Annotated in this window: 27 protein-coding genes; 15 read left to right on the top strand and 12 right to left on the bottom strand. The window is 60.4% G+C overall.

From position 1 onward, the window contains the following. Positions 1 to 44 precede the first annotated feature (44 nt). A complete protein-coding gene (locus N5D22_RS08400; RefSeq protein WP_279657313.1) occupies positions 45 to 311 on the bottom strand; it encodes a hypothetical protein in 267 nt (88 codons plus the stop codon). Between N5D22_RS08400 and N5D22_RS08395 the strand changes: the two genes are divergently transcribed. Next, on the top strand, positions 310 to 1,713 hold the full coding sequence (locus tag N5D22_RS08395; protein ID WP_279657198.1) for an L-serine ammonia-lyase: 1,404 nt from the start codon (positions 310 to 312) through the stop codon (positions 1,711 to 1,713). The two genes, N5D22_RS08400 and N5D22_RS08395, sit on opposite strands and share 2 nt — an antisense overlap. 65 nt (positions 1,714 to 1,778) lie before the next feature. Further along, entirely contained in the window at positions 1,779 to 2,213 is a 435-nt protein-coding gene (locus N5D22_RS08390) for a DUF1489 family protein (RefSeq protein WP_279657199.1), read from the top strand. An 81-nt stretch (positions 2,214 to 2,294) separates the two neighbouring features. Here N5D22_RS08390 and N5D22_RS08385 read toward each other — a convergent pair whose 3' ends face one another. Beyond that, on the bottom strand, positions 2,295 to 2,903 hold the full coding sequence (locus N5D22_RS08385; protein WP_279657200.1) for a transglutaminase-like cysteine peptidase: 609 nt from the start codon (positions 2,901 to 2,903) through the stop codon (positions 2,295 to 2,297). A 292-nt stretch (positions 2,904 to 3,195) separates the two neighbouring features. Between N5D22_RS08385 and N5D22_RS08380 the strand changes: the two genes are divergently transcribed. Beyond that, complete coding sequence (locus N5D22_RS08380) at positions 3,196 to 3,471, top strand: hypothetical protein (protein ID WP_279657201.1); 276 nt, start codon at positions 3,196 to 3,198, stop codon at positions 3,469 to 3,471. Positions 3,472 to 3,675: 204 nt separating this feature from the next. Here N5D22_RS08380 and N5D22_RS08375 read toward each other — a convergent pair whose 3' ends face one another. After that, positions 3,676 to 4,293: a PilZ domain-containing protein gene (locus tag N5D22_RS08375; RefSeq protein WP_279657202.1), complete on the bottom strand. Its 618-nt coding sequence runs from the start codon at positions 4,291 to 4,293 to the stop codon at positions 3,676 to 3,678. 181 nt (positions 4,294 to 4,474) lie between these two features. Continuing rightward, a complete protein-coding gene (locus tag N5D22_RS08370) occupies positions 4,475 to 5,032 on the bottom strand; it encodes a PAS domain-containing protein (protein WP_279657203.1) in 558 nt (185 codons plus the stop codon). 353 nt (positions 5,033 to 5,385) lie between these two features. On the opposite strand from N5D22_RS08370, the gene N5D22_RS08365 reads away from it, so the two are divergent. Together N5D22_RS08365 and N5D22_RS08360 are read left to right on the top strand one after the other, a co-directional pair. Further along, positions 5,386 to 6,123, top strand: a complete 738-nt coding sequence (locus N5D22_RS08365) for a rhomboid family intramembrane serine protease (RefSeq protein ID WP_279657204.1) — start codon at positions 5,386 to 5,388, stop codon at positions 6,121 to 6,123. Positions 6,124 to 6,277: 154 nt separating this feature from the next. Then, positions 6,278 to 6,712 (top strand): CBS domain-containing protein, encoded by a 435-nt coding sequence (locus tag N5D22_RS08360; protein ID WP_003523399.1) that lies wholly within the window; start codon positions 6,278 to 6,280, stop codon positions 6,710 to 6,712. Positions 6,713 to 6,764: 52 nt separating this feature from the next. On the opposite strand, the gene N5D22_RS08355 is transcribed toward N5D22_RS08360, so the two are convergent. From N5D22_RS08355 to folE, 4 genes are all read right to left on the bottom strand, one after another. Beyond that, positions 6,765 to 7,094, bottom strand: coding sequence for a hypothetical protein (locus N5D22_RS08355; protein ID WP_279657205.1), 330 nt, complete (start codon positions 7,092 to 7,094; stop codon positions 6,765 to 6,767). A gap of 54 nt (positions 7,095 to 7,148) precedes the next feature. After that, a complete protein-coding gene (locus N5D22_RS08350; RefSeq protein ID WP_279657206.1) occupies positions 7,149 to 8,090 on the bottom strand; it encodes a patatin-like phospholipase family protein in 942 nt (313 codons plus the stop codon). A gap of 94 nt (positions 8,091 to 8,184) precedes the next feature. Next, entirely contained in the window at positions 8,185 to 8,637 is a 453-nt protein-coding gene (gene hisI, locus N5D22_RS08345) for a phosphoribosyl-AMP cyclohydrolase (protein WP_279657207.1), read from the bottom strand. 126 nt (positions 8,638 to 8,763) lie between these two features. Beyond that, a complete protein-coding gene (gene folE / locus N5D22_RS08340; RefSeq protein WP_003523394.1) occupies positions 8,764 to 9,390 on the bottom strand; it encodes a GTP cyclohydrolase I FolE in 627 nt (208 codons plus the stop codon). Positions 9,391 to 9,672: 282 nt separating this feature from the next. On the opposite strand from folE, the gene N5D22_RS08335 reads away from it, so the two are divergent. From N5D22_RS08335 to thrS, 4 genes are all read left to right on the top strand, one after another. Next, complete coding sequence (locus N5D22_RS08335; protein ID WP_279657208.1) at positions 9,673 to 10,119, top strand: iron-sulfur cluster assembly scaffold protein; 447 nt, start codon at positions 9,673 to 9,675, stop codon at positions 10,117 to 10,119. A gap of 3 nt (positions 10,120 to 10,122) precedes the next feature. Then, positions 10,123 to 10,482: a membrane protein insertion efficiency factor YidD gene (yidD, locus tag N5D22_RS08330; protein ID WP_279657209.1), complete on the top strand. Its 360-nt coding sequence runs from the start codon at positions 10,123 to 10,125 to the stop codon at positions 10,480 to 10,482. Further along, positions 10,479 to 11,003 (top strand): DUF1697 domain-containing protein, encoded by a 525-nt coding sequence (locus tag N5D22_RS08325; RefSeq protein ID WP_279657210.1) that lies wholly within the window; start codon positions 10,479 to 10,481, stop codon positions 11,001 to 11,003. Before yidD ends, N5D22_RS08325 begins: the two co-directional genes overlap by 4 nt. A gap of 125 nt (positions 11,004 to 11,128) precedes the next feature. Continuing rightward, a complete protein-coding gene (gene thrS, locus N5D22_RS08320) occupies positions 11,129 to 13,132 on the top strand; it encodes a threonine--tRNA ligase (RefSeq protein ID WP_279657211.1) in 2,004 nt (667 codons plus the stop codon). Positions 13,133 to 13,280: 148 nt separating this feature from the next. On the opposite strand, the gene N5D22_RS08315 is transcribed toward thrS, so the two are convergent. Next, positions 13,281 to 14,261 carry a hypothetical protein gene (locus tag N5D22_RS08315; RefSeq protein ID WP_279657212.1) on the bottom strand — a complete coding sequence of 327 codons (981 nt, stop codon included), beginning with the start codon at positions 14,259 to 14,261 and terminating at the stop codon, positions 13,281 to 13,283. A gap of 109 nt (positions 14,262 to 14,370) precedes the next feature. Between N5D22_RS08315 and N5D22_RS08310 the strand changes: the two genes are divergently transcribed. From N5D22_RS08310 to N5D22_RS08300, 3 genes are all read left to right on the top strand, one after another. After that, positions 14,371 to 14,952, top strand: a complete 582-nt coding sequence (locus N5D22_RS08310) for a nitroreductase (RefSeq protein WP_279657213.1) — start codon at positions 14,371 to 14,373, stop codon at positions 14,950 to 14,952. Then, positions 14,952 to 15,569 (top strand): flavin reductase family protein, encoded by a 618-nt coding sequence (locus N5D22_RS08305; protein ID WP_279657214.1) that lies wholly within the window; start codon positions 14,952 to 14,954, stop codon positions 15,567 to 15,569. Before N5D22_RS08310 ends, N5D22_RS08305 begins: the two co-directional genes overlap by 1 nt. Before the next feature lie 105 nt (positions 15,570 to 15,674). Next, on the top strand, positions 15,675 to 16,829 hold the full coding sequence (locus N5D22_RS08300) for a DUF2336 domain-containing protein (RefSeq protein ID WP_279657215.1): 1,155 nt from the start codon (positions 15,675 to 15,677) through the stop codon (positions 16,827 to 16,829). Positions 16,830 to 17,016: 187 nt separating this feature from the next. On the opposite strand, the gene N5D22_RS08295 is transcribed toward N5D22_RS08300, so the two are convergent. Then, a complete protein-coding gene (locus tag N5D22_RS08295; protein WP_279657216.1) occupies positions 17,017 to 17,436 on the bottom strand; it encodes a hypothetical protein in 420 nt (139 codons plus the stop codon). A 106-nt stretch (positions 17,437 to 17,542) separates the two neighbouring features. Here N5D22_RS08295 and N5D22_RS08290 point away from each other — a divergent pair, with 106 nt between their 5' ends. Further along, on the top strand, positions 17,543 to 17,998 hold the full coding sequence (locus N5D22_RS08290; protein WP_279657217.1) for a GNAT family N-acetyltransferase: 456 nt from the start codon (positions 17,543 to 17,545) through the stop codon (positions 17,996 to 17,998). A gap of 193 nt (positions 17,999 to 18,191) precedes the next feature. On the opposite strand, the gene N5D22_RS08285 is transcribed toward N5D22_RS08290, so the two are convergent. Then, positions 18,192 to 19,430 carry an AI-2E family transporter gene (locus N5D22_RS08285; protein WP_279657218.1) on the bottom strand — a complete coding sequence of 413 codons (1,239 nt, stop codon included), beginning with the start codon at positions 19,428 to 19,430 and terminating at the stop codon, positions 18,192 to 18,194. Positions 19,431 to 19,663: 233 nt separating this feature from the next. Here N5D22_RS08285 and N5D22_RS08280 point away from each other — a divergent pair, with 233 nt between their 5' ends. Next, complete coding sequence (locus N5D22_RS08280) at positions 19,664 to 21,397, top strand: ABC transporter ATP-binding protein (protein WP_279657219.1); 1,734 nt, start codon at positions 19,664 to 19,666, stop codon at positions 21,395 to 21,397. A 16-nt stretch (positions 21,398 to 21,413) separates the two neighbouring features. On the opposite strand, the gene N5D22_RS08275 is transcribed toward N5D22_RS08280, so the two are convergent. Continuing rightward, positions 21,414 to 21,641, bottom strand: a complete 228-nt coding sequence (locus N5D22_RS08275) for a hypothetical protein (RefSeq protein WP_279657220.1) — start codon at positions 21,639 to 21,641, stop codon at positions 21,414 to 21,416. Positions 21,642 to 22,095: 454 nt separating this feature from the next. On the opposite strand from N5D22_RS08275, the gene N5D22_RS08270 reads away from it, so the two are divergent. Then, entirely contained in the window at positions 22,096 to 23,421 is a 1,326-nt protein-coding gene (locus N5D22_RS08270) for an Nramp family divalent metal transporter (protein ID WP_279657222.1), read from the top strand. Positions 23,422 to 23,425 lie beyond the last annotated feature (4 nt).

Here is a 23,425-nt window from a genome sequence, read left to right as displayed (position 1 = left end):
TCCCCCGGAGAGTGAATAGCTGGAGTAATCATGGAAGAAACCGCTCAGAAATCCTGCTGGGGCGTTACCTTGCGCGCACTTGCAGGCTTTGCCGCTTTTCTCGCATTGACGTACATTTTTGGCAGCCCATAAGCATCTCTCCTGAATGACGGGTTTTGAAACGGCGCGGTTTTCCTCTGGAAACCGTGCTGTTTTCGTTTGAAGGCGCTGATGTCGCAGCTGCGCAAACCGCTGACGCTCTTTTGTGGCGATCCGTTTCGGCTTTGGATATGATGGGGGTGGAATCCATTTTTATTCAGGACGAACTTCATGTTTCTTTCGGTCTTCGACGTCTTCAAGATCGGTATCGGTCCTTCGAGCTCCCATACGATGGGGCCGATGACGGCGGCCAACCGCTTTCTGGCGCTGATCCTCAGCGATGAATGGCCGCGGCCGGCGGGCGCGTCCGTCGCGCAGCTGAAGGTCAGCCTGCATGGCTCTCTCGCCTTTACCGGCATCGGCCATGGCACGGGGCGCGCCGTCATTCTGGGTCTCACCGGTGAACGGCCGGACCTTGTCGATCCCGACGCCATGGACGCGATTATCGAAACGGTGGAAAAGGCCGGCACGGTGACGCCGCCCGGTCATCCGTCCTATGCGTTCCGCCCGGCCGAGGACCTGATCTTCGACAGGAAGAACCCGCTTCCCGGCCATGCCAATGGCATGACCTTCTCCGCCTTCGACAATCAGGGCAGGCTGCTCGTCAAGCGCATCTATTATTCGGTTGGCGGCGGTTTCATCGTGACCGATACGGAGCTGGAGGCGATCAAGCAGCGCGGCAAGACCATCGATAACGGTCCGCGCGTGCCCTATCCCTTCGCGACCGCGCGGGAAATGCTGGATATGGCGGCGCGTTCCGGCCGCACCATCGCCCAGATGAAGCGGGCGAACGAGGAAACGGTGGTTTCCCGCGAGGAACTGAACGAGCGACTCGACCAGATCTGGGAAGCCATGAACGGCTGTATTGAGCGCGGTCTGAAAGTGGACGGCATCATGCCTGGCGGCCTGAAGGTGCGCCGCCGCGCCCGCTCCATTTACGAGAAGCTGAATGCGGAATGGCGCAGCAATCGGTTGAACCCGGTCATGGCCAATGACTGGCTGAGCGTTTACGCCATGGCCGTGAACGAGGAAAACGCCGCCGGCGGCCGCGTGGTCACCGCGCCGACCAATGGTGCGGCAGGCGTTGTCCCGGCGACCGTCAGATATTTCCGCCATTTCCATGAGGATGCGACGGTCAACGACGTGCGTGACTTCCTGCTGACGGCGGCGGCCATCGGCGGCATCATCAAGCACAATGCTTCGATTTCGGGCGCCGAAGTCGGCTGTCAGGGCGAAGTTGGATCCGCAGCCGCGATGGCGGCGGCAGGCCTTGCCGCAGTCATGGGCGGATCGCCCGAGCAGGTGGAGAATGCCGCGGAAATCGCGCTCGAACATCATCTCGGCATGACCTGCGATCCGATTGCCGGTCTCGTGCAGGTGCCCTGCATTGAGCGGAATGCGCTCGGTGCGGTGAAGGCGGTGACGGCGGCGTCGCTGGCGCTGAAGGGTGACGGTCAGCATTTCGTGCCGCTCGACGCCTGTATCGAGACCATGCGCCAGACCGGCAACGACATGAGCGAGAAATACAAGGAAACCTCCACCGGCGGCCTCGCCGTGAACGTTGTGGAGTGCTGAGCGGGCAGGGCGTCAGGCACGGCTGCCATGCTTGACGCCCGCCGCAAAAAGGCATTGATAGAACCATGCCTCTACATCTCATCAAACTTTGCGTCGGCGCGGATTCAATCCAGGACTTGAGAGACTGGGTCGCGCATCGCGCCTTGATCGCCATTGCCGCAGGCCTTGAGCCGCACAGCGTCCACACCACCCGCATGATCCCGAAACGTGTCGAGGAACTGCTCGAGGGCGGTTCGCTCTACTGGGTCATCAAGGGCCAGGTGCAGGCGCGGCAGAAACTTCTCGATATCCGCTCTTTCAAGGGCGAGGACGGTATTTCCCGCTGCGATCTCATTCTTGGTCCCGAGGTGATCGAAACCTCACCGGCGCCGAAGCGGCCGTTTCAAGGCTGGCGTTACCTGAAGGACGACGAGGCGCCGCGCGATCTCGGCGGCGGTACGGGCGGCGAGGACATGCCTTCCGATCTCAGGCGGGAACTGGCCGAGCTTGGGTTGCTCTGACGGTCCTTGGATTTGAAAATGAAAAAGCCGGCCCCTTGCGGAGCAGGCTTTTTTATTTGGGGAGATGGGCCGGTCGTGCGGTCAGTTGATGCCGCCAACCGCATTGATGGCGCGGCCATCCTGAATTTTCACCCAGCGGCCCGGATTGGCGGTGTCCTGGCGCTTCAGATAGGTATATTCGGTTTCCGACCAGATCATGACCTTGTTGCGCATGTTGTCGAGGACGAAATCGCCACGGTCCGTGCGGACGGTCAGAACGGCATGGCCTTCGCCATTCGGCTGCAGGACTACGGTGATGAGCAGGTTGGAGGCGGAGAAGCCCTTGTTCATCAGCATCTTGCGCTTCAGAAGCACGAAGTCTTCGCAATCGCCGACCGTGGTGGGATAGGCCCAGCGCTCTTCGACGCCATAGATTTCCATGTCGGTCATCGGCGTGATGGTGGTGTTGGCGGTGTAGTTGACGTCGAGCATCGTCTTCCAGCGCTCTTCGGTCAGCTTCATCGGGCCGTTGTCCAGCGAGGTCGGCTGGCATTCGCTCTGATAGGTCTGGCAGAATTCATAATGGCCGATCGGCGGGTTGGCCTTGCCGATGACGCGCATGACGGCGGCCGGTGAGGCGCTTGCCTGATGCGCGAAGGCGCTGACGATGAATGCGATCAGAGTGAAAACGAAACGGTTGTTCTTGTTCATTGCTTGTCTCCCCGTGGTGAGGAGACATTCGCAGGTATATTTTGACCCGGCGGAAATTTGCGAGGCGCAATTTGAGCTTAAATTTCAGCAAATTAGCCGCTGTTTTGAACTGTATTCGAACTAGTTTTTATGCGTGTTTGAAGCAAATTTTATTACAATTTTACGCATCCTGACCTTAGGCTTTTGGTAGCCATCTAGAGTGCTGTATTGAAAGCGATTTTCCACATGCTGTGGTTTCCGTCGCCGTGTGCGGTCGGCCCGCGGCGCTCGGCGAAGAGGCGGATTTCCCGTTTTGGGATGGCTGTTTCAGGCTGGGACAGGCCGAAAACAGGCGTCAAAAAAAATTCAAAAAACTGCATTTTTTCTGGAAGAAATGTTTTGCCGGGTGCTTTTCGCGTCAGTTCGCACCGTAACTGGGCTGATTGAGGACGCGGCATATTCCGATACGCTGATCATTTTTATCGATGAGGGGGATCTTGGCCTGTCAGATGCACGGCTGTCCCTTGCAGTGGCGCTTTCCGGTCGACACGCCGTGCATCGCGGGATGGCCTATACGGTCACGGCGTAAAATGAACGTTCGGCAGTGGGAAGTGGAGAATGAAGCGCTTGACGCCACGAGCGGTGCCCGAGGCTGACGGGCAGGGGCAAAACATGGATAGCCGCACACGATCCGCGAATCTCTCAATTGCAAGGCCATGGCGAGAGCGCAACGCGGGCTGGAAAGCCGCACGTCTTTTATGGGCGAAAAACCTGCCGGGTTTATTGGAGCGTTCTAGAGAAATTCAATCAGCGCGTCGGGCGACTGGACCCGGTCGAATTCGACTGCGACGCCTTCCATGAAGTGGCGCACGATCTTGCCGCTCATGTTCTTGCCGAGCTGCACCCGGCTTCCGAGCGGCGGCCGGTTTTCTATCTCGATTGCCGCGCCGGAAAGGGAAAGGTCGATCAGCCGGCAAGCGACGAGCACACCGTCTTCCAGCACAAGCTGCGCCCTGGCATTGCGTGGTGTCAGGCGGTCGTGGCGACGGTCTTCCGGCAGGCCGAGCAGCTGGCGCTTGGCGATCCATGCGAGCTGGGCGGCGAGTTTTTCCCGCTTGCGCTCCGGCGCGTTGATGGCGATGAGGAAACCGGAAGCGGTCAGCGATGTCACCGTGCCTTCGATCCGGCCGATATGCTGAAGATAGGCGATGACGCGGTCACCGTGGCGGGCGAGGCCCGAACAGGTGAACTGCGCTCTTTCGGCGGTCATTTCGGTTGCGGTGCAATCATATTCTTCATGGTCGGGCAACATCAGGCGGCCGGTGAAAGACACGCGAACGGCGTCGTCCAGGTGAGCTTCCTCAACCGGATGCAGGATTTGGGCGGTGTTGACCGAGCGAGACGAAAACATGAGCAGCGCAATTGTAATGAATGATGACGATAAGTTTCTACTCTGTGCGAGTTAACAGACTGTATTGTTTAACCTCTACAATTTTTCTGATCGACAAAATCGTTACAGCTCTGACTTATTTTATCGCGTTTCCGCTTCGGTCGTTGCTTTTCAGCCCGTGCATGTGAAGCGGATGTGCCACTCAATAACGTCCGGCAAAGGGGGTGGCGGCCGCTTCCATGCCGGCGGAATTTCCTGCCGACATGATGTCCATACGCAGCAGGCGGCTGCTTTTCATCGACAGAGAGTGGATGGGGCTGGCGAATTCATGGCGCGGCCGTTCCGGAAGCAGGGCGCCAAGCAGTCTCGGTGCGGCGTCGGGATCGGTATGCAGCGGCAAGAGCAGCATTTCGAAGGCCATCGGTGCGGCGCCAAAGTCGTCCTCCGCTTCGACATCGAAAACGACGGGCAACTGATGCTGCAGGATGCCGCGCGCCACCCGGCAGGGGAAGGTGGCATTTGCCGGTTGCCACAGCTCCGAAAACGGACGGTCGCGCAATTCCCGGCCGAACAGGTCGCAAAGGCGCGTGCCGGCAAGGCGGAAAAACGGGGTGTTTTCTCCCTTGTCGGTCAGGATGAAGAGGTCGCCGAGATGGGTCTTGAGCTTTGCGGGGTCGATATCCTCGCGGCGCGGCACGGGCCTTTTGCCGCGCAGTTCATCCCAATAGGCATATATGTCCAGTCCGGCCATGCTTTTCATAGCATTTCTCCATGTGCGTTTTTGGGACATCATGTCCATCCGAACGTCTGTATTCCGAGGTGTAGCGATTTTCATGCCAACCGGATTTGTTAAGGTTAACAAATGGTTGATATTGCGCGGCGACCATGGCCGTGGCATCGCTGCCGCCATGTCGGGGGACACTCCCTTCAGCACAATTGATGGCGCTGCCCGTGTTTTTCAGGGTGCGCCGGCAAGCCGGACCGCCCCTGGCCCGAAGCTCGAACCGGTTGCGGTTTGGCGTCGCGCGCTTCGAAGGCGGGACGGCTTTTTTTTCGTCCGGGCTTCCTATATTGCTCGGAGAACGCAAATTTCGACCAGACAGGGATGGGATCATGTCCTACGGGGACGGCGAACAGCCGCCGGTTTCGGAAACGCCGGAGCCGAAAGACGACACGAGCAATCCCGTCTTCAACCTGCCGTCGCTGCTGGTCGGCATTCTGGCGGCGCTTATCGTCGCTTATGTCGTTCCCGCCTATCTTCTCTCCGAGGAAGGCAATGGCTGGTTCATTTTCACCTTCGGCTTCATTCCGCTGCGTTATGCGGTGCCGTTTTCCCAGCAGGGGCTGGAATGGTTCTGGACGCCGGTGACCTATTCTTTCCTGCATGGCGGCATCGAGCACATTCTCTTTAACGGATTGTGGCTGATGGCCTTCGGCGCGCCGGTTCTGCGCCGGATCGGAACAGTGCGCTTCGTGCTGTTATGGTGCATTTCCGCAGCCGTTTCCGCCTTCGGTCATGCGGCGCTGAACTGGGGGGATGTGACGGTGCTGATCGGAGCCTCCGGTGTCGTTTCGGCGCTGATGGGGGCGGCCTGCCGCTTCGCTTTCCCCGCACGTGGCGGATATAGCGCCTCCTTCGGCCATCTGATGCCGCGGCAGAGCATTCTCGGGGCGCTTTCCAACCGCACCGTGCTGATCTTCACGCTGATGTGGCTGTTCGGCAATGTGCTGATTGCGGTCGGCGTACCGCTGTTCGGCGATGTCGGCGGTGAAATCGCCTGGGATGCGCATGTCTTCGGCTTTCTGCTCGGCTTCCTGTTCTTCGGGCTTTTCGATCGACGCTTGGTCTGAGCCGATCACGCTCCTTGTCGGCCGTGGCGCAAATTTGCTTTCGCGCGTCCCATCCGGGATTGCATTCATGCGGACCTCAGCGCACCATATCCCATGATTTGCAACCGCCGGGGGAGACTGCGGCGCTGCGTATCGCTGAAAAGAGGAGGAAGGCATGCCAACATTCGTAAAGGATCTTCTCGACCGCAAGGGCCGGGACGTCGTGACTGTCGGTCCGGAGGTCAGCATTGGCGAAGCGGCGGGAACGCTGCATGCGCATAAGATCGGTTCCGTCGTCGTGACCGACGCCGATGGCGTCGTTCTCGGCATCTTCACGGAGCGCGATCTGGTAAAGGCCGTGGCGGGCCAGGGTGCCGCTTCCCTCCAGCAATCCGTGTCGGTGGCCATGACCAAGAATGTCATTCGCTGTCATCACAATTCCACCACCGATGAGCTGATGGAAATCATGACGGGCGGGCGCTTCAGGCATGTGCCGGTTGAAGAGAACGGCCGCCTTGCCGGCATCATTTCCATCGGTGACGTGGTGAAGGCGCGGATTGGCGAGATCGAAGCCGAAGCGGAGCACATCAAGGCCTATATTGCCGGGTGATCTTGCGTCCCGGCTTCAGACAGCTGGAAAAGCTTCAGTCTCGGGCCGGGACTCATACGTCACCTTCCGTCACGTATCGCCATTGAAGAAAGTCGGCTATTTTGGTGGATATGTCCACGTAGAAGTCTCGCTGTGGACAATCGGCGCAGACAATTTCAACCCGATTGAACTGTGAAATGAATTTGCCGCTGCTTGACCAGTTGCCATCGGCCGTTCCTTTCACAATGGTGATGTCAATCCAGGGCTGACCCTCCGCCGACGCAAAGCTGACATCGTTTGTCCGTTTGAGTTCAGGTTGCTCTTCCAGAAACCCGATCAATCGATTCGTGTCGCACAGTGTGCTTTTGTCGGTCGGGGGCAGGACTGAGATATACCAATACATGGTCTCACCACGGCTGGGCGTTTCATCTATTCGTTTCGTGCTTAAAGCAGGGCGCTAGCGCCGGAATGCCTGCTGCATGCGCTCAAGCTCCGGAATGCGGGAGCGCGTTTCCTCATATCCCCGGTCGATGGCTTCGCTGGCGCGATGGAATTCCGAGAGGCCGATATCGTTGATGCGGGGGTGAAGCATCAGGTCGGGCGGGTCGCCCGCCAGGCGCGAGCGTGAAATCCTGTCCTGAATGATGTTGAAGGCCTGCACCATGACGCCCGGCAGGCCGGGACGCGGCGGGCTTTCCACCGCCGGTGCGACGCCGCCATGCGACGGCGAGGCGGCGTGCTTGACCACGGCGGAGCGGCCGAAGAGGTCGTAATTCAGATTGACCGCGACGACCAGCGCCTGCTCATAGGCCCGGCAGACCGAAACCGGCACGGGGTTGACGAGCGCGCCGTCGATCAGGGTGCGGCCGTTGCACTGCACGGGTTCGAAAATGCCCGGCAGCGCGTAGGAAGAGCGCAGCGCGGTGACGAGATCGCCCTGGTGAATCCAGACCTCGTGGCCGGTGCGCAGTTCCGTCGCGACGGCGATGAAGGGATGGTCGAGGTTTTCGACGCGCAGGCCTTCCAGATGTTCCTGCATGCGCTTGGTCAGCCGCATGCCGCCGAAGAGCCCGCCGCCGCCGATGGTGAGATCGAGCAGGCCGGCAATGCGGCGCATCGTCAGCGAGCGGGCGAATTCTTCCAGCTCATCGAGCTTGCCGGCCAGATAACAACCGCCGACCAGCGCCCCGATAGAGGTGCCGGCGATCATGCCGATCTTCACCCCGGCCTCATCCAGCGCCCGCAGGACGCCGATATGAGCCCAGCCGCGCGCCGCCCCGCCGCCAAGGGCGAGCGCAATCCTGCGCGTATCGACGATCTGGTTGACCGGCGGTTCATTGCCTAGGGCTTCGGGATTGCCAGCCGCAAGATGATTGTGACGATTTCCCCATCCCAACATGACCGCACTCCCTGCCAGTTCCTTCAGGCTCCGTCCTATCCCCGGAACCCGCTATATTGGTAGCAAATTGGTGCGGCCGATGGAAGGTGGCCGTTCAACTTGCGGAATAGGTGGTCGCCGGATCGAAATGGCGGGTATCGTCGGTGATCTTCGTCACCGCCTGGCCGTCGGAGAGTTCGACCGTGCGATAAAAACAGGAGCGGCGACCGGTGTGGCAGGTCGCGTCATGGCCGGCGACGGAGACCTTCAGCCACACGGCGTCCTGATCGCAATCGGTGCGGAATTCCTTCACCGTCTGCAGATTGCCCGACGTTTCGCCTTTCTTCCATATCTTGTCGCGCGAACGGCTGTAATAGTGGGCGATGCCGGTCTCCAGCGTCAGCGACAGGGCTTCCGCATTCATATGGGCGACCATCAGCAACTCGCCGTCACGCGCATCGGTGACCACGGCGGTGACGAGGCCGTGAGCATCGAATTTCGGCGAAAAAAGACCTGCGTTTTCGAGCACTTCCTTATCCGCAGGGGCGGATGGAAAGGGAATGGACATGGTTACCCCGGAAAATCAACTGGCGGAACGATGGGAGCGGCGGATAAACGGATCTGCTTCCGCCACTCTGGATTTTCTTGCGCATCGGATTTTCCGAAAACCGCGTTACGGCCTTCGGTTCGGCGCTTAGCGGTTCCGCACCATGGTCATGAAGCGCACCTGTTCGGCCGGATCGTTCTTGAACACACCGGTAAAGCTGGTGGTCAGCGTCGTCGACCCCTGCTTGTTTACGCCGCGCATGGACATGCACATATGTTCGGCGTCGATCATGACGGCCACGCCGCGCGGTTTCAGGGTTTCCTCGATCGATCTGGCGATCTGCGCCGTCATGTTTTCCTGCGTCTGCAGGCGGCGGCCGAAGATTTCGACGACGCGGGCGATCTTCGACAGGCCGAGCACGCGACCGGCCGGAAGATAGGCGACATGCGCCTTGCCGACGATCGGCACCATATGGTGTTCGCAATGGGAGAAGAAGGGGATGTCACGCACCAGCACAACATCGTCATAACCGCCGACTTCCTCGAAGGTCGTGCCGAGCACGTCCTGAACGTTGAGTTCATAACCGGCAAAAAGCTCGCGATAGGCCTTGGCGACGCGCTTCGGCGTATCCAGAAGTCCTTCGCGGGCCGGATTTTCTCCTGCCCAGCGCAGAAGAACGCGCACTGCTTCCTCCGCTTCGGCCTGGCTTGGGCGAGCTTCTGCCACGTCGGGTTTTGCGCCAGCGCCGGGGAAATTCTTCACGATCGCATCCATTCCGTCTCTCCCGATGCGGGTAAAGGCCGCACCTGAATTCGTTTTTCATCGCGAACTCATGTTCGCAGTTGCTGCTATCTGGTTGTTTTACAGCATTTTGGCAAGGCCGATGCTGTTATTTCGGTATCGGAGCCGTTAATTTGATCACGGCTTGATGTCCAGAAAGCTCGTTAGCATATAATGAGAACGAAGGGCAGGAAAGCTTCACTGCGACAAACGCTGTGTTTGAAAAAATTGACCTGTCCCGTTTTTGGGCATTTTTGAGCGCGCCGGGCACCAACGATGGACGATATCTACAATAATCGCATTCTGGACTTTGCCGGGAATATTCCGCTGACAGGTGTTCTTGAAGATGCCGACGCCAGCGCCGAAAAACACTCCCGTCTTTGCGGTTCGAAGCTCAAGGTCTATCTGAAGGTCGAAGGCGGCATCGTGACGGCGTTTTCGCATGAGGTTCGCGCCTGCGCGCTCGGCCAGGCCTCCGCCTCCATCATGGCGCATCACATCATCGGGGCTTCCAGCGGCGAAATCCGGCAGGCGCGGGAAGACATGCTCGCCATGCTGAAACAGGACGGCGAGGGGCCGACGGGCCGATTCGAGGATATGCGGGTGCTTCAGCCTGTCCGCGATTTCAAGGCCCGCCACGCTTCCACCATGCTGACCTTCGAAGCGGTGGTCGATGCGCTCGACCAGATCGAAGGCCGGCCGGTTCTGAACGTCGCGGGTTAGGCTATGTGCGGCGAACCGGGCTGCCGGCATTCCGAGAAGGCGGTAAGGGCCGGGCGATCCCGCAACTGGGGCGGCACTTTTGCCAAAACGCCGGGGCGGCTTCTGGGCGTCGGTTTCATCCGGCTTTATCAGCTGACGCTATCCGGCTTCATCGGAAATTCCTGCCGTCATATCCCCACCTGCTCCGAATATGGCTATGAAGCCATTGCCCGCCATGGGCTCTGGGCCGGCGGGTGGATGACGCTGTTTCGCGTCGCGCGCTGCGGCCCGGGCGGCACCAGCGGGCTGGACCCGGTGCCGGAAGCAATCGATCGCAGCAGGCGCTGGTGGATGCCGTGGCGTTACTGGAGCCCGCATCGATGAATGACCATGTGGCCCTGCTGCACAGCATCGTGCTGGGTGCCGGCAAGCGGCTCGTCATGGCCGATCTGCGGGCAATGGCGGAAGAGCTGGGATTTGCCGAATGCAGAACGCTGGTCGCGACTGGAAATCTGGTTTTTCGCGCCGGGGCGGCACCTGTTCGTAAGATTGAGGACAGGCTGGAGCGCGCCTTCGAAGACCGCTTCGGCAAACATGTCGATATTCTGGTTCGTTCGGGCGGCAACTGGCTGAAACTGGCGGCGGATAACCCGTTTCCGCACGGCAATCCGCCTGACGTCTGCGTTCGGGTCATGCGGGAGCCGCTTGACGGCAAGGTTCTCGGATTGCTCGATAAGTATCGCCAGCAGGAAAAAATTGCCGTGGTCGGCGGCGACTTGTGGATCGATTTTTGCGGCAAGCCGAGCGAGAGCAGGCTGCTGTCCGTGCTGACCACCAAAAGGCTCGGTATCGGCACGACCCGCAACGCCAATACGGTCAATGGTCTCGCGCAAATGCTTCGCTGAGCTATCCTTCGCCTTTGACTGCAATGGCAAAAGCCTTTATCAGCCTGCCTGTCCGCTTGTCGCGGGCAAATCATTATTCCAACACCACCCGCATTCGTTGGCGGGACTGGACAGGAGATTAGACGATGTCTGAAGCTGTTTCCCTTACATTTCCCGATGGATCCGTGCGTAGCTACCCCGCCGGTACGACCGGCCGCGAGGTCGCCGAATCCATCTCCAAATCGCTTGCCAAGAAGGCTGTCGCCATTGCGCTTGACGGGACCGTGCGCGATTTGTCCGAGACCATCACCGATGGCAAAATCGAGATCGTCACGCGTGAAGACGGGCGTGCGCTGGAACTCATCCGCCACGATGCCGCCCACGTCATGGCCGAAGCCGTGCAGGAACTGTGGCCCGGTACGCAGGTGACGATCGGCCCTGTCATCGAGAACGGCTTTTATTACGACTTCGCCAAGAACGAACCCTTCACGCCGGAAGATCTGCCGAAGATCGAAAAGCGTATGAAGGAAATCATTCTGCGCAACAAGCCGTTTACCCGCGAGGTCTGGTCGCGCGAGAAGGCCAAGGAAGTTTTCGCCGCCAAGGGCGAGAACTACAAGGTCGAGCTCGTCGACGCCATTCCGGAAGGTCAGGACCTGAAGATCTATTATCAGGGCGACTGGTTCGATCTTTGCCGTGGGCCGCATATGGCCTCTACGGGGCAGATCGGCACGGCCTTCAAGCTGATGAAGGTGGCCGGGGCCTATTGGCGCGGTGACAGCAACAATGCGATGCTGTCGCGCATCTACGGCACCGCCTGGGCGACGCAGGAAGAGCTGGACAATTATCTGCATGTGCTGGCCGAAGCCGAAAAGCGCGACCACCGCCGTCTCGGCCGCGAAATGGACCTGTTCCATTTCCAGGAAGAAGGCCCGGGCGTCGTGTTCTGGCACGGCAAGGGCTGGCGCATGTTCCAGACGCTGACGGCCTATATGCGCCGCCGGCTCGCCAATACCTATCAGGAAGTCAATGCGCCGCAGGTGCTGGACAAGTCGCTGTGGGAAACCTCCGGTCACTGGGGCTGGTATCAGGAGAACATGTTCGCGGTAAAATCCGCCCATGCCTTCACCCATCCCGATGACGAGGAAGCCGATCAACGCGTTTTCGCCCTGAAGCCGATGAACTGCCCGGGTCACGTGCAGATCTTCAAGCATGGCTTGAAGTCTTACCGCGAAATGCCCGTCCGCCTTGCGGAATTCGGCACCGTGCATCGTTATGAGGCTTCGGGGGCGCTGCATGGCCTGATGCGTGTTCGCGGCTTCACGCAGGACGATGCGCATGTCTTCTGCACGGAAGAGCAGATGGCGGCGGAGTGCCTGCGCATCAACGACCTCATCCTCTCCGTCTATGAGGATTTCGGTTTCAGCGAAGTCGTCGTCAAGCTCTCCACGCGCCCGGAAAAGCGCGTCGGTTCCGACGATCTCTGGGATCGCGCCGAAAGCGTGATGATGGATGTTCTGAAGACCATCGAGGAACAGTCCGAAGGCCGCATCAAGACCGGCATCCTGCCGGGCGAGGGCGCGTTCTACGGGCCGAAGTTCGAATATACGCTGAAGGACGCCATCGGCCGTGAATGGCAGTGCGGCACGACGCAGGTGGACTTCAACCTGCCGGAACGTTTCGGCGCCTTCTATATCGACCAGAACTCCGAAAAGACGCAGCCGGTGATGATCCACCGCGCCATCTGCGGCTCCATGGAGCGTTTCCTCGGCATTCTCATCGAGAACTTCGCCGGTCACATGCCGCTGTGGTTCGCGCCGCTTCAGGTCGTGGTCGCGACGATTACCTCGGATGCCGATGATTACGGTCGCGAAGTGGCCGAAGCGCTGCGCGAGGCGGGCATGGCGGTCGAGACCGACTTCCGCAACGAGAAGATCAACTACAAGGTCCGCGAGCATTCGGTGACCAAGGTTCCGGTCATCATCGTCTGCGGCCGCAAGGAAGCGGAAGAGCGCACCGTCAATATCCGCCGTCTCGGCTCGCAGAACCAGACGTCGATGTCGCTGGAAGACGCGATTACGAGCCTTGTGGACGAGGCGACGCCGCCGGATGTGAAGCGCAAGCTTGCGGCGAAGAAGCAGGTTGCGTGAGAAATGACAACGGCCCCTTCGGGGGCCGTTTTGTTTGTGGGTGAGGGGCGCTAAAAGCTCTCTGCACGTCATCCTCGGGTCAAGCCCGAGGATGACGTGGAGTGTGTAGGGCCTTCAAGGCGCTCCGCCTTTGAGCAGGCAGCGAAACCTACTCGAAATCCCCGGTCATGTCTTCCGGCGCCTGATCCTTCATCAGCACTTCGACATCCGAATCCCGGCCCGAGGTCACCTTGAAATTGCGCTGGAAAACTTTGTCCTTGTTACGGGCGATGGCGGTATATTCGCCTTCCGCCAGCACCATGGTCGAAAAGGCGCTGACGCTTTCGTTCACCACGTCGCCGCCGCCGTTCAGCACCGACCAGGCCGTATCGGCAATCGCCTCACCGCCCTCTTCGGAGACGAGCTTGAGGGTGATCTGCGCCGCCTGATGCTGCAGCGTCGCTTCCGTCAGCTTGCCGGCTTCCACCTGGATGTCGGCGCGCACCACCGTGTTGACGTTGCCATATTCGGAAACAACGTGGTAGGTGCCGGCATTCAGCCGCACGATGGTGTTGGGCTTGATATCGGACATGACGAGGCCGCGCTCGCCATCGGGGCGGGCGTCTGACGAATAGACGGAAAATTTGAGCTGGTTGCCGGAAATCTGCTTGTCGGAACCCGCAACCGCATTCAGCACGAAACCGCCGGCATCGAGAATCAGCACCTGTTTCTGGACGTTGCCTGACGTCGGGACATTGAGCTTCTTGGTGACGCCCGCGCGGCCGAAGGCGACGTTGACGAAATATTCGCCCGGCACCAGATGGAATTCCGCCGAGCCGCCCTCGGAGCTTGCCAGCATCGGTAGCTTGCCATCGGCGCCGGGAATGGGGCTGAAGACGCGCCAGGACAGGCCCTCCTTCACCGCTTCGCCTTCGCTGGTCAGCTTGGCTTCCATGGCGATATCGCGGGCGGTGCTTTCGGGGGCATTGGGCGCTGTCGGGGCGGTGAAAGCATTGAGTTTCGGCATTTTCGGCGTGCCGCCGAGCTGCTTGAAGTCTTTAAAGGCATCCTGCGAAAAAGCGGCCTGTGATAAAAGGTCAAGCGCAGCACATGCAATGGCCAGACGTGCCGCGATTTTGATTGCCGACATTTTCGATACCGATTGACTTCTTGATTTTCCCGCATCACTTCAAAACCAATGCCATGGCTATTTCAAGGCCCATGTTTCGCGATGACAGCAGAATGGAAGATTTTTGATCATGACCAGCGATATCAAGCTCCTCGATTATCTCAAGGTTCGCCGCTCCACGCCCGCCCTGCAACTCAGTGAACCGGGACCTTCGAAAGGGGAAATCGAGGAAATCCTGCGCCTTGCTGTGCGCGTCCCTGACCATGGCAAGCTCGCGCCGTGGCGTTTCGTCGTCTATCGCGGCGAGGACCGTGTGCGTCTCGGCGAAACGGCGCTGAGGATCGCGCTCGAAAAGAACCCGGAACTGGACCTGCAGCAGCAGGAAGCCGAGCGTACGCGTTTCACCCGCGCGCCTGTTGTCATCGCCGTCATCAGCACCGCCAAGCCGCATTTCAAGATCCCCGAATGGGAGCAGGTCATGTCCGCCGGTGCGGTGTGCCTCAACCTCATTTTCGCGGCCAATGCCAGCGGTTTTGCGGCGAACTGGCTGACGGAATGGTTTGCCTTCGACCCGATCTTCCTTGCGGAAACCGGTGTTACGGCGGAAGAAAAGGTCGCGGGCTATATCCATATCGGCTCAACGACATTCCCGCCGGTGGAGCGGCCACGACCGGAGCTTGCCGATGTCGTCACCTGGGTTGGGGACATCTGATGTTCTACACCACAGACACCAACCGGCATGGCCTGCCGCATGATCCGTTCAAGGCCATCGTCGCGCCGCGGCCGATCGGCTGGATCGGCTCGAAGGGCAGGGAGGGCGTCTTGAACCTGTCGCCCTATTCCTTCTTCAACGCGATCTCGGACCGGCCGAAACTTGTCATGTTTTCCTCCAGCGGCCGGAAGGACAGCCTGCGCAATGTCGAGGAAACCGGCGTCTTCACCGCCAATCTCGTCAGTCGCCATCTGGTGGACCGGATGAACACCTCTTCCGCGCCGGTTGCCTACGATGTCGATGAGTTCGCCCTTGCCGGGCTCACCGCCGTCGACGGGCGGGTGGTGGATGCGCCTTTCGTCGGCGAAGCGCTGGCTGTCCTCGAATGCCGGGTGACCCAGATACAGCAGCTCGGGGATGTCGACGGCAGGCCGACGGATTCGTGGATGGTGATCGGTCAGGTCATGGCGATCCATATCGACGAGACGATCATTCGCGATGGCCGCATCGACATGGGGCTGTCGCGCCCGGTGGCGCGCATGGGCTATATGGATTATTGCGATGGCGGCAGCGATGTATTCCAGCTGCAGCGCCCCTCTACTACGCCGTCAATATAATCCTTCGCCGGCAAGGGTTAAATTTTATGGTGAACCAAACGTAAACCATTTGCGCCTAGAGTTTTATACATGGTGGCGGCGATGATGCCGCCATCCATTGTATGAATGTGTTTCGAGGCTCAGGTGATCGTACAGGCATTTCTTCGCTGGTCTGAAAAGGCTGGATCGACCGAGCGGGCGAAAGCCGCCAATGCTCTCGGTCGCGCCTATCTTCAGTCCGACATGGCGCGCGAGAACCGCGATGCCGCCTATATGGCGATGACCTATCTGCTCGACGATCCTTCGCCGCGTGTGCGGCTGGCGCTTGCCGAGGCGCTGGCGGATGCCCACGATGCACCGCGCGCCATTCTGGTTTCGCTTGCCGAAGACCAGCCGGAAATCGCCTGCACGGTGATTGCCCGCTCGCCGGTTTTGGGCGAAGCCGATCTGGTCGATCTTGCCGGTCGCGGCGAAAGCCTGACGCGCTCCCTCATCGCCGCACGGCCCGGCCTGCCACGCGGGGTCTGCGCCGCCCTTGCCGAAGTCGGCGATCTGCCCGAAACCATCATCCTGCTCGAAAACGACGATGCCTTCATCACGCCATTCTCGCTCAGGCGTATTGCCGAGCGCCATGGCTGCGACGCCGATGTTCGCGACCTCCTTTTGCGCCGCGAGGCGCTGCCGGCCGATGCACGGCACCTGCTGATGGGCCGCATCAGCGAGGCGCTTGCCGGTTCCGCGCTGGTTCACGCGATGATCGCGCGCAACCGCGCCGACAGCATTTTTCGCGAGGCGGAAGATTCCGCCACCATCCTCATCGCATCAAACGTTTCCTCGCCGGAGCTGCCGGCGCTGGTGGAGCATCTGCGCCAGCGGCTGGAACTGACGCCGGCGCTGCTCATCCATGCCGTCTGTTCTGGCCGGCTGGAATTCTTTACCGCGGCGATGGTCAATCTCTCCGGTCTCGATGACCGCAAGGTGCGCGCCATTCTGGCGACGGGGCGGCCACATGCGCTGAAGGCACTGTTTCAGTCCGTCGGGCTATTTGGCGATGTTGTCGACGTCTTCATTGAGGCGACACTGATGTGGCGCCGTGCCGCCCGCTCGCAGCTTTCTGAAGCGGCAGCCTCCGTCTCGGCTGAACTGCTGGCGCATTTCCGCGACGCCAGCGGTTCCGAAACGCTGTTCGAACTGCTGCATGCCGTGCGCAAGCTGGCCATTGCGGAAGAGCGGCAGAAGGCGCGGTATTATGCGGAAGCGCTGACGGTCGAGGCGGCCTGAGGTCTGGGTATTTCGGGCGAGGCTGGAAACCTATGGACGCTGCGCTGTTTCAGGACAGGGCGCATCACCCCACTTTCCTCATTCCTGTGACAAGCACAGGAATGAGGAAAGTGGGGTGCTTTGCTGTCAGAGGAAATCTCTACCTAGCATCGGCAAAGAAAGCCGCCGCCGCTTTTTCCCAATTGCCTCACTTATCGAACCGCTTGGCGATCCACGAATAGCTGTTTTCAACCATCCTCACCGGTGTCCCCAAAAGATGCTTTATGCCTTCGGTGGAAGGCAGGATACGGCTGACGCGGCTGATTGCCTGTTTGGTGAGGCTCTCCTCTTCCTTCGGCGTAACCGCTGCCGTTGGCTGCGGTGCAGTGACCGGTGCCGTGGCGGGAGGTTGCGCGCCGGCCGTCTGCGGGGCCTGCTCACCCGGCGTCTGGCACACGGCCACCACGACCGGGTAGGGCGCATTGGCGTAACGCTCCAGTTCCTTTTCCGACACGGCGTCGCACAGTTCGATGCTCGTCCAGCGCTGCTGCGAGGTGGCGAGATAATGGCAATCGGTGGCGCTGTCGTCGCAGCCAAGGAAGGTCATGAGAACGAGGGCTGTTTTCATGGGGTGTGTTGCCTCTGTCGGGAATAATGCTCTAGAAACTCATCTATCCCGATTGCAGTGACATTACGACGAAATACGCATTTTTTGAGAGAAAGCAGGCATCGCATTGGCCACCGAAATCAAGCTTGAGACACCGAGGCAGGACGCGGTTCTGCGCCTCATCGATCTTTCCAACGCCTATATGGCCTCGCTTTACCCCGCAGAGAGCAATCATCTGGTCGATATAAGCCAGCTGGAAAAGGACAATGTCTCCTTCTTCGTGGTGCGGCATGAAGGCCGCGTCGTTGGTTGCGGCGCGCTGGTGGAGGCGGGCGACGGCACGGCGGAGGTGAAGCGCATGTTCGTCGATCCTGATGCAAGGGGATTGCGGATCGGCAAGCTGATCATGGATACGCTTGTTGCGCGCGGCGTCGAGCTTGGCCTTTCCGCCATCCGTCTCGAAACCGGAATCAGCCAGCCGGAGGCTATCGGTCTTTACCGCAAGGCGGGATTTGTGGAAATCGAGGCCTTTGCGCCCTACAGGCCTGACCCGCTGAGCCTGTTCATGGAGAAGGTGATTTAGGCCAGCGGCACGAGTTTGCCGCGACCTTGCCTATCCTTCACGTCATCCACGGCCCTGTGCCGAGGATCTGATCACGTATCGTTGTATCAATCGCTGGCAGATGCTCGGGACAGGCCCGAGCATGACGAATGCGCGGTTTGAGGACTGTCTGCAGGTACGAGGGCCGAGGCGTCTGCCCGCAGGCGTCAACCGATCAAAAAGCCGCTTTGCGAAACGCCGTCGTTTCCTCACCATCGTCTTCGAGCGCGGCGACCTCATCAACGGCGTCATCCTGCGTTGGTGGCGGAGGCGGCACGTCGGCGCTGGCGGCGGCGGAGATTTCCACCTCACGCACCCATTCGCGCCAGATCGCCACCAAGAGCGCCATCAGCACCGGGCCGATGAACAGGCCGAGGAAACCCATGGTCTTGACGCCGCCGACGAGGCCGAAAAATGTGGGCAGGAAGGGCAGTTTGATCGGGCCGCCGACGAGTTTCGGGCGGATGGTCTTGTCGACGATGAAGAGTTCGACCGAGCCCCAGACGAATAGCGCCAGCCCGTGGGCGGGCGAGCCGCTGGCGACCAGATAGATCGATACCAGCGTAAAGGAGAGCGGCGCGCCGCCGGGAATGAGCGCCATGACGCCGGTCAGCACGCCGAGCGTGACGGGCGAGGGCACGCCGGCGATCCAGTAAGCGATGCCGAGGATGATGCCTTCGCCGATGGCGATCAGCGTCATGCCTGTGACGGTGGAGCTGATGGTGGCGGGCACGACGCGGGAAATGCGTTCCCAGCGCGTCGGCAGGATGCGCTCACCCACCAGATCCACCTGCCGGGTGAAGCCGGCGCCGTTGCGGTAGACGAAGAACAGCGCGATGAGCATGAAGAGCAGCGTCAGCACCAGGTGGAACGCGCCGTTGCCGGCGGCGAGGATCGCCCTGTAGATATTGCCGATATTGGCGCCGCTGACGAGCTGGATGAGTTCGCCGATGGCGCCCGGCGTGCCGATATATTTCACCCATTGTTCGCCGAGCCAGGGGCCGATGGCGGGCAGCGCGGCGATCCAGTCCGGCACCGGCGCGCCGGTCTTGTTGGCATGCACCGCCCAGCCGAACCATTCGCGGATTTCACTCGCCGTATAGGAGGCGGCGATGAAGATCGGCACCACGAGGAAAGCGAGGATGAGGATGATGGCGATGGTGGCGCCGAGCGTGGTGTTGCCGCCCACCTGCCGCAGAAGCCGCGTATAAACCGGCCAGCTGGCGAAACCGATGACGAGGGCGGCAAGGACGGGAACAAGGAAGCCGTGGAAGAAATAGATGCCGGCCAGCGCCACGAGAACAAGCAGCCAGCGCGCGGCCGAAATGGGCGGGATCAGGGCGATCCGCGTCGGGCTGGCAGGACCAAGCCATCTCGGTTCGCCACTCTGCTTACGGCTGTCATTGTTACTCACGGCAGGCTCTTTCTCGCATTCTCCCCCCTTAAGGGGTGCATTCACTCTGTCACACCGATACATATAAGTGCAATATAATCGGATCACATTACCGTTGTGTGTTTATTGCTGAACCTATTGAACGATTTTGGTAAAAATAGAACATCGGTCTTGGCGCGCGCATTGAAATATGACAATTGAACTCCGTTTTTATTGCGGCGTAAGGTTGCCGCGCCCGATCTTCAGGTCATGCCATGCTCCGCCGTTTCTTCGCTTATTACCGTCCCTATCGCGGTCTGTTCATTCTCGATTTTTCCTGCGCGGTTTTGTCGGGTGTGCTCGAACTTGGTTTTCCCATGGCGGTAAAGGCCTTTGTGGATGTGCTGCTGCCGGGTGGTGAATGGGCCATCATCCTTGCCGCTTCCGTGGGGCTGCTGCTCATCTATGTGCTGAATACCGGGCTGATGGCGACCGTCACCTACTGGGGACACATGCTCGGCATCAACATCGAGACCGACATGCGGCGTCTGGCCTTCGATCATCTGCAAAAGCTCTCCTTCCGTTATTTCGACAACCAGAAGACCGGTCATCTGGTCGGGCGGCTGACCAAGGATCTGGAAGAGATCGGCGAGGTGGCCCATCACGGCCCGGAAGACCTGTTCATCGCCATCATGACCTTCATCGGCGCTTTCCTGCTGATGCTGTCGGTCAATGTGCCGCTGGCGCTGATCACCGCCGCCGTCGTGCCCGTTACCGCCTGGGTGACCAGCCGTTACGGCGGCCGCATGACGCAGAATTTTCGCGCACTTTATGGCCGGGTCGGGGATTTTAACGCCCGTATCGAGGAAAATGTCGGCGGCATGCGGGTCGTGCAGGCTTTCGCCAACGAGGATCACGAGCGGGCGCTGTTCGAGAAGGACAACCAGAAATACCGCCGCACCAAGCTTGACGCCTACAAGATCATGGCGGCCAGCACGTCGCTCAGCTACATGAGCATGCGGCTGACGCAGATGATCGTGATGATCTGCGGCGCATGGTTCGTGCTGACGGGCGATCTCACGGAAGGCGGCTTTGTCGGCTTCCTGCTGCTGGTGGGCGTATTTTTCCGCCCGGTGGAAAAGATCAACTCGGTCATCGAGACCTATCCGAAGGGCATTGCCGGTTTCCGCCGCTTCACCGAACTGCTGGATACCGCGCCCGATATTGTCGATGCGCCGGATGCGGTGGAAGCGCCGCTGCTGCGCGGCGATATTGAATATCGCCATGTCGGTTTCGGTTATGCCGAGGGCAAGCAGGTTCTCGCCAATATCGACCTGAAGATCAGCGCCGGCGAGACGGTGGCCTTTGTCGGCCCTTCGGGGGCGGGCAAGACGACGCTCTGCTCGCTTCTGCCGCGCTTTTACGACGTCACCAGCGGTGCGATCACTATTGACGGCGTCGATATCCGCGGGATGAAGCTTGCATCGCTGCGCAACCAGATCGGCATCGTGCAGCAGGATGTTTTCCTGTTCGGCGGTACGATCCGTGAGAATATCGAATATGGCCGGCTCGGCGCTTCGGATGCGGACATCATGGAGGCGGCGCGGCGCGCCCGGCTGGATAGCGTCATCGAGGCCATGCCGCTCGGGCTCGACACCATCATCGGCGAACGCGGCGTCAAATTGTCCGGCGGCCAGAAGCAGCGTCTCGCCATTGCCCGCATGTTCCTCAAGAACCCGCCGATCCTCATTCTCGATGAGGCGACCTCGGCGCTGGACACGGAAACCGAACGGGCCATCCAGCAATCGCTGACGGAACTTGCCAGGGGCCGCACCACGCTTGTCATCGCCCACCGGCTGGCGACGATCCGCGATGCCTCGCGCATCGTGGTGGTGGACCAGACCGGCATTGCCGAAACCGGCGCCCATGCCGAACTTCTGGCTGCCAAGGGCCATTACAGCCGCCTGCACGAGGCGCAGTTCAGCGGGCATCTTGCGGGCCTGAGTTAAGCCGCCGCGCCGCCGCTCATCCGCCGTTTTCCGCTGCCTGTTCCTCTGCGATTCCGGCGTTCGGCTCCGGCTTGCCGGGATGGCTGGTGACGAGATAGCCCATGGCGACCGCGGCGGCGACGATGAAGAGCAGCACGATGCCGCTGATCGTCATCAGCCAGTCGCGCGGCCTTCGCTGCGCCATGATATATTTAGGCCAGCGGCTCGGATGGTTCACCAGGCTGAATTTCTGACCACGTCGCATGAACTTCCCCGGTATTTGCGTGTTTTCCGAAGGTCAACGCAGGCGGGCGCCCGGCTGTTCCGGCGCGCGCGGGCAGGGGCGATGACAAGGCCGTGAAGCGCGCCCGACTGATCGCGGTTCCGTCACCTGCGCCTGCCTTTGCAGCAGCCTATGTATCTGCTGCCGTCCTTCTCTTCCGACCTGCGGAATTTCGACCCGGAGCCAAAATCCGGCGGATCCGCGCCTGCGCCGCGAGACGAGGCGTTTCAGCCGCAGTGCTTTGCCCGTTGGATGCTTGTTCCAGGCCGGAAAGGCGGGAGCGGCAGCCGGCGAGAGCGTAACGGTTTGCGTTCAAACCGGACGGGTTTCCCCGCCGTCGTCCGCCTGGCCGCAAAACTCCGCTTGCCAGCCGCTGTTGCTTATGCGAATGATTTGCAATTGCATAAATTCAACCTTCCATTTGAAAGCGCATAAAATGGACAAGCCAGTCTTTGGATGGCGGCGGAACGGCGACGATCTCTCATTGTCCGACGTTCACAGCTCGATCAGGGTCAAGCCGAATGCCGGCACGTTTCGCCGGGCGATGGCCTTTTTCGGCCCCGGTTATCTCGTTGCGGTCGGTTACATGGATCCCGGCAACTGGGCGACGTCGCTCGCCGGCGGCTCCAGGTTCGGTTATACGCTGCTGACCGTTGCGCTGGTCTCGAACATCATGGCGATCGTGCTGCAATCGCTCTGCGCCCGTCTTGCCATCGCATCCGGCCGCGATCTCGCCCAGGCCTGCCGTGACGCCTATCCGAAGCCGGTGGCCATGGTGCTCTGGCTGCTGGCCGAAATCGCCATCATCGCCACCGATATCGCCGAGGTGATCGGCACCGCCATCGGCCTCAACCTCATCTTCGGCATTCCGCTTGAGCTTGGCGTTCTCATCACCGCGCTCGATGTATTCCTGATCCTTTATCTGCAGAAGCTCGGCTTTCGCTGGGTGGAGGCGCTGGTCATCACCCTGCTTGGCGTCATCGCCGTGTGTTTCGCCATTCAGGTGGCGCTTGCCGACCCCGACTGGGGGCAGGTGATCCTCGGTTTTGCGCCGACGACGGAGATCGTCACCAATCCGGACATGCTCTATCTGGCGCTCGGCATTCTCGGCGCCACCGTCATGCCGCATAATCTCTATCTGCATTCGGGCATTGTGCAGACCCGCGAAATCGGCGAAACCCTTGCCGAAAAGCGCGAGGCCCTGAAATTCGCGACGCTCGATTCCACCATCGCGCTGATGTTCGCCCTCACCATCAACGCCTCGATCCTCATTCTCGCGGCGGCGACCTTCAACAAGACCGGGCAGACCAATGTCGCCGAACTCGGCGAAGCGCATAATCTGCTCGCGCCGCTGCTTGGCCTTGCCATTGCGCCGACGCTGTTCGGTGTGGCGCTTTTGTGCTGCGGCATCAATTCCACCGTCACGGCAACGCTTGCCGGCCAGATCGTGATGGAGGGTTTCCTCAAGATGCGGCTCGCCCCCTGGCTGCGCCGCCTCATCACCCGCGCCATCGCCATCGTCCCCGCCGCCGGCGTCACCATCTTCTATGGCGATAGCGGCACGGCGGAACTGCTGATCCTGACGCAGGTGGTGCTGAGCCTGCAACTCTCCTTCGCCGTCTTCCCGCTCGTGATGTTCACTGCTGACAAGGCCAAGATGGGTGCACTTCGCGCGCCGCTCTGGCTTTCGGCCTTTGCGTGGCTGATTGCGGTGGTGATTGCGGCGCTGAATGTGAAGTTGCTGGTGGATTTTATGGGGTGAGGTG

This window comes from Agrobacterium sp. GD03872, assembly GCF_029840625.1.
GTDB classification, from domain to species: Bacteria; Pseudomonadota; Alphaproteobacteria; order Rhizobiales; family Rhizobiaceae; genus Agrobacterium; species Agrobacterium fabrum_A.
The sequence above is the reverse complement of the archived record's forward strand: the minus strand, read 5'-3'. Positions and strand labels throughout refer to the sequence as shown.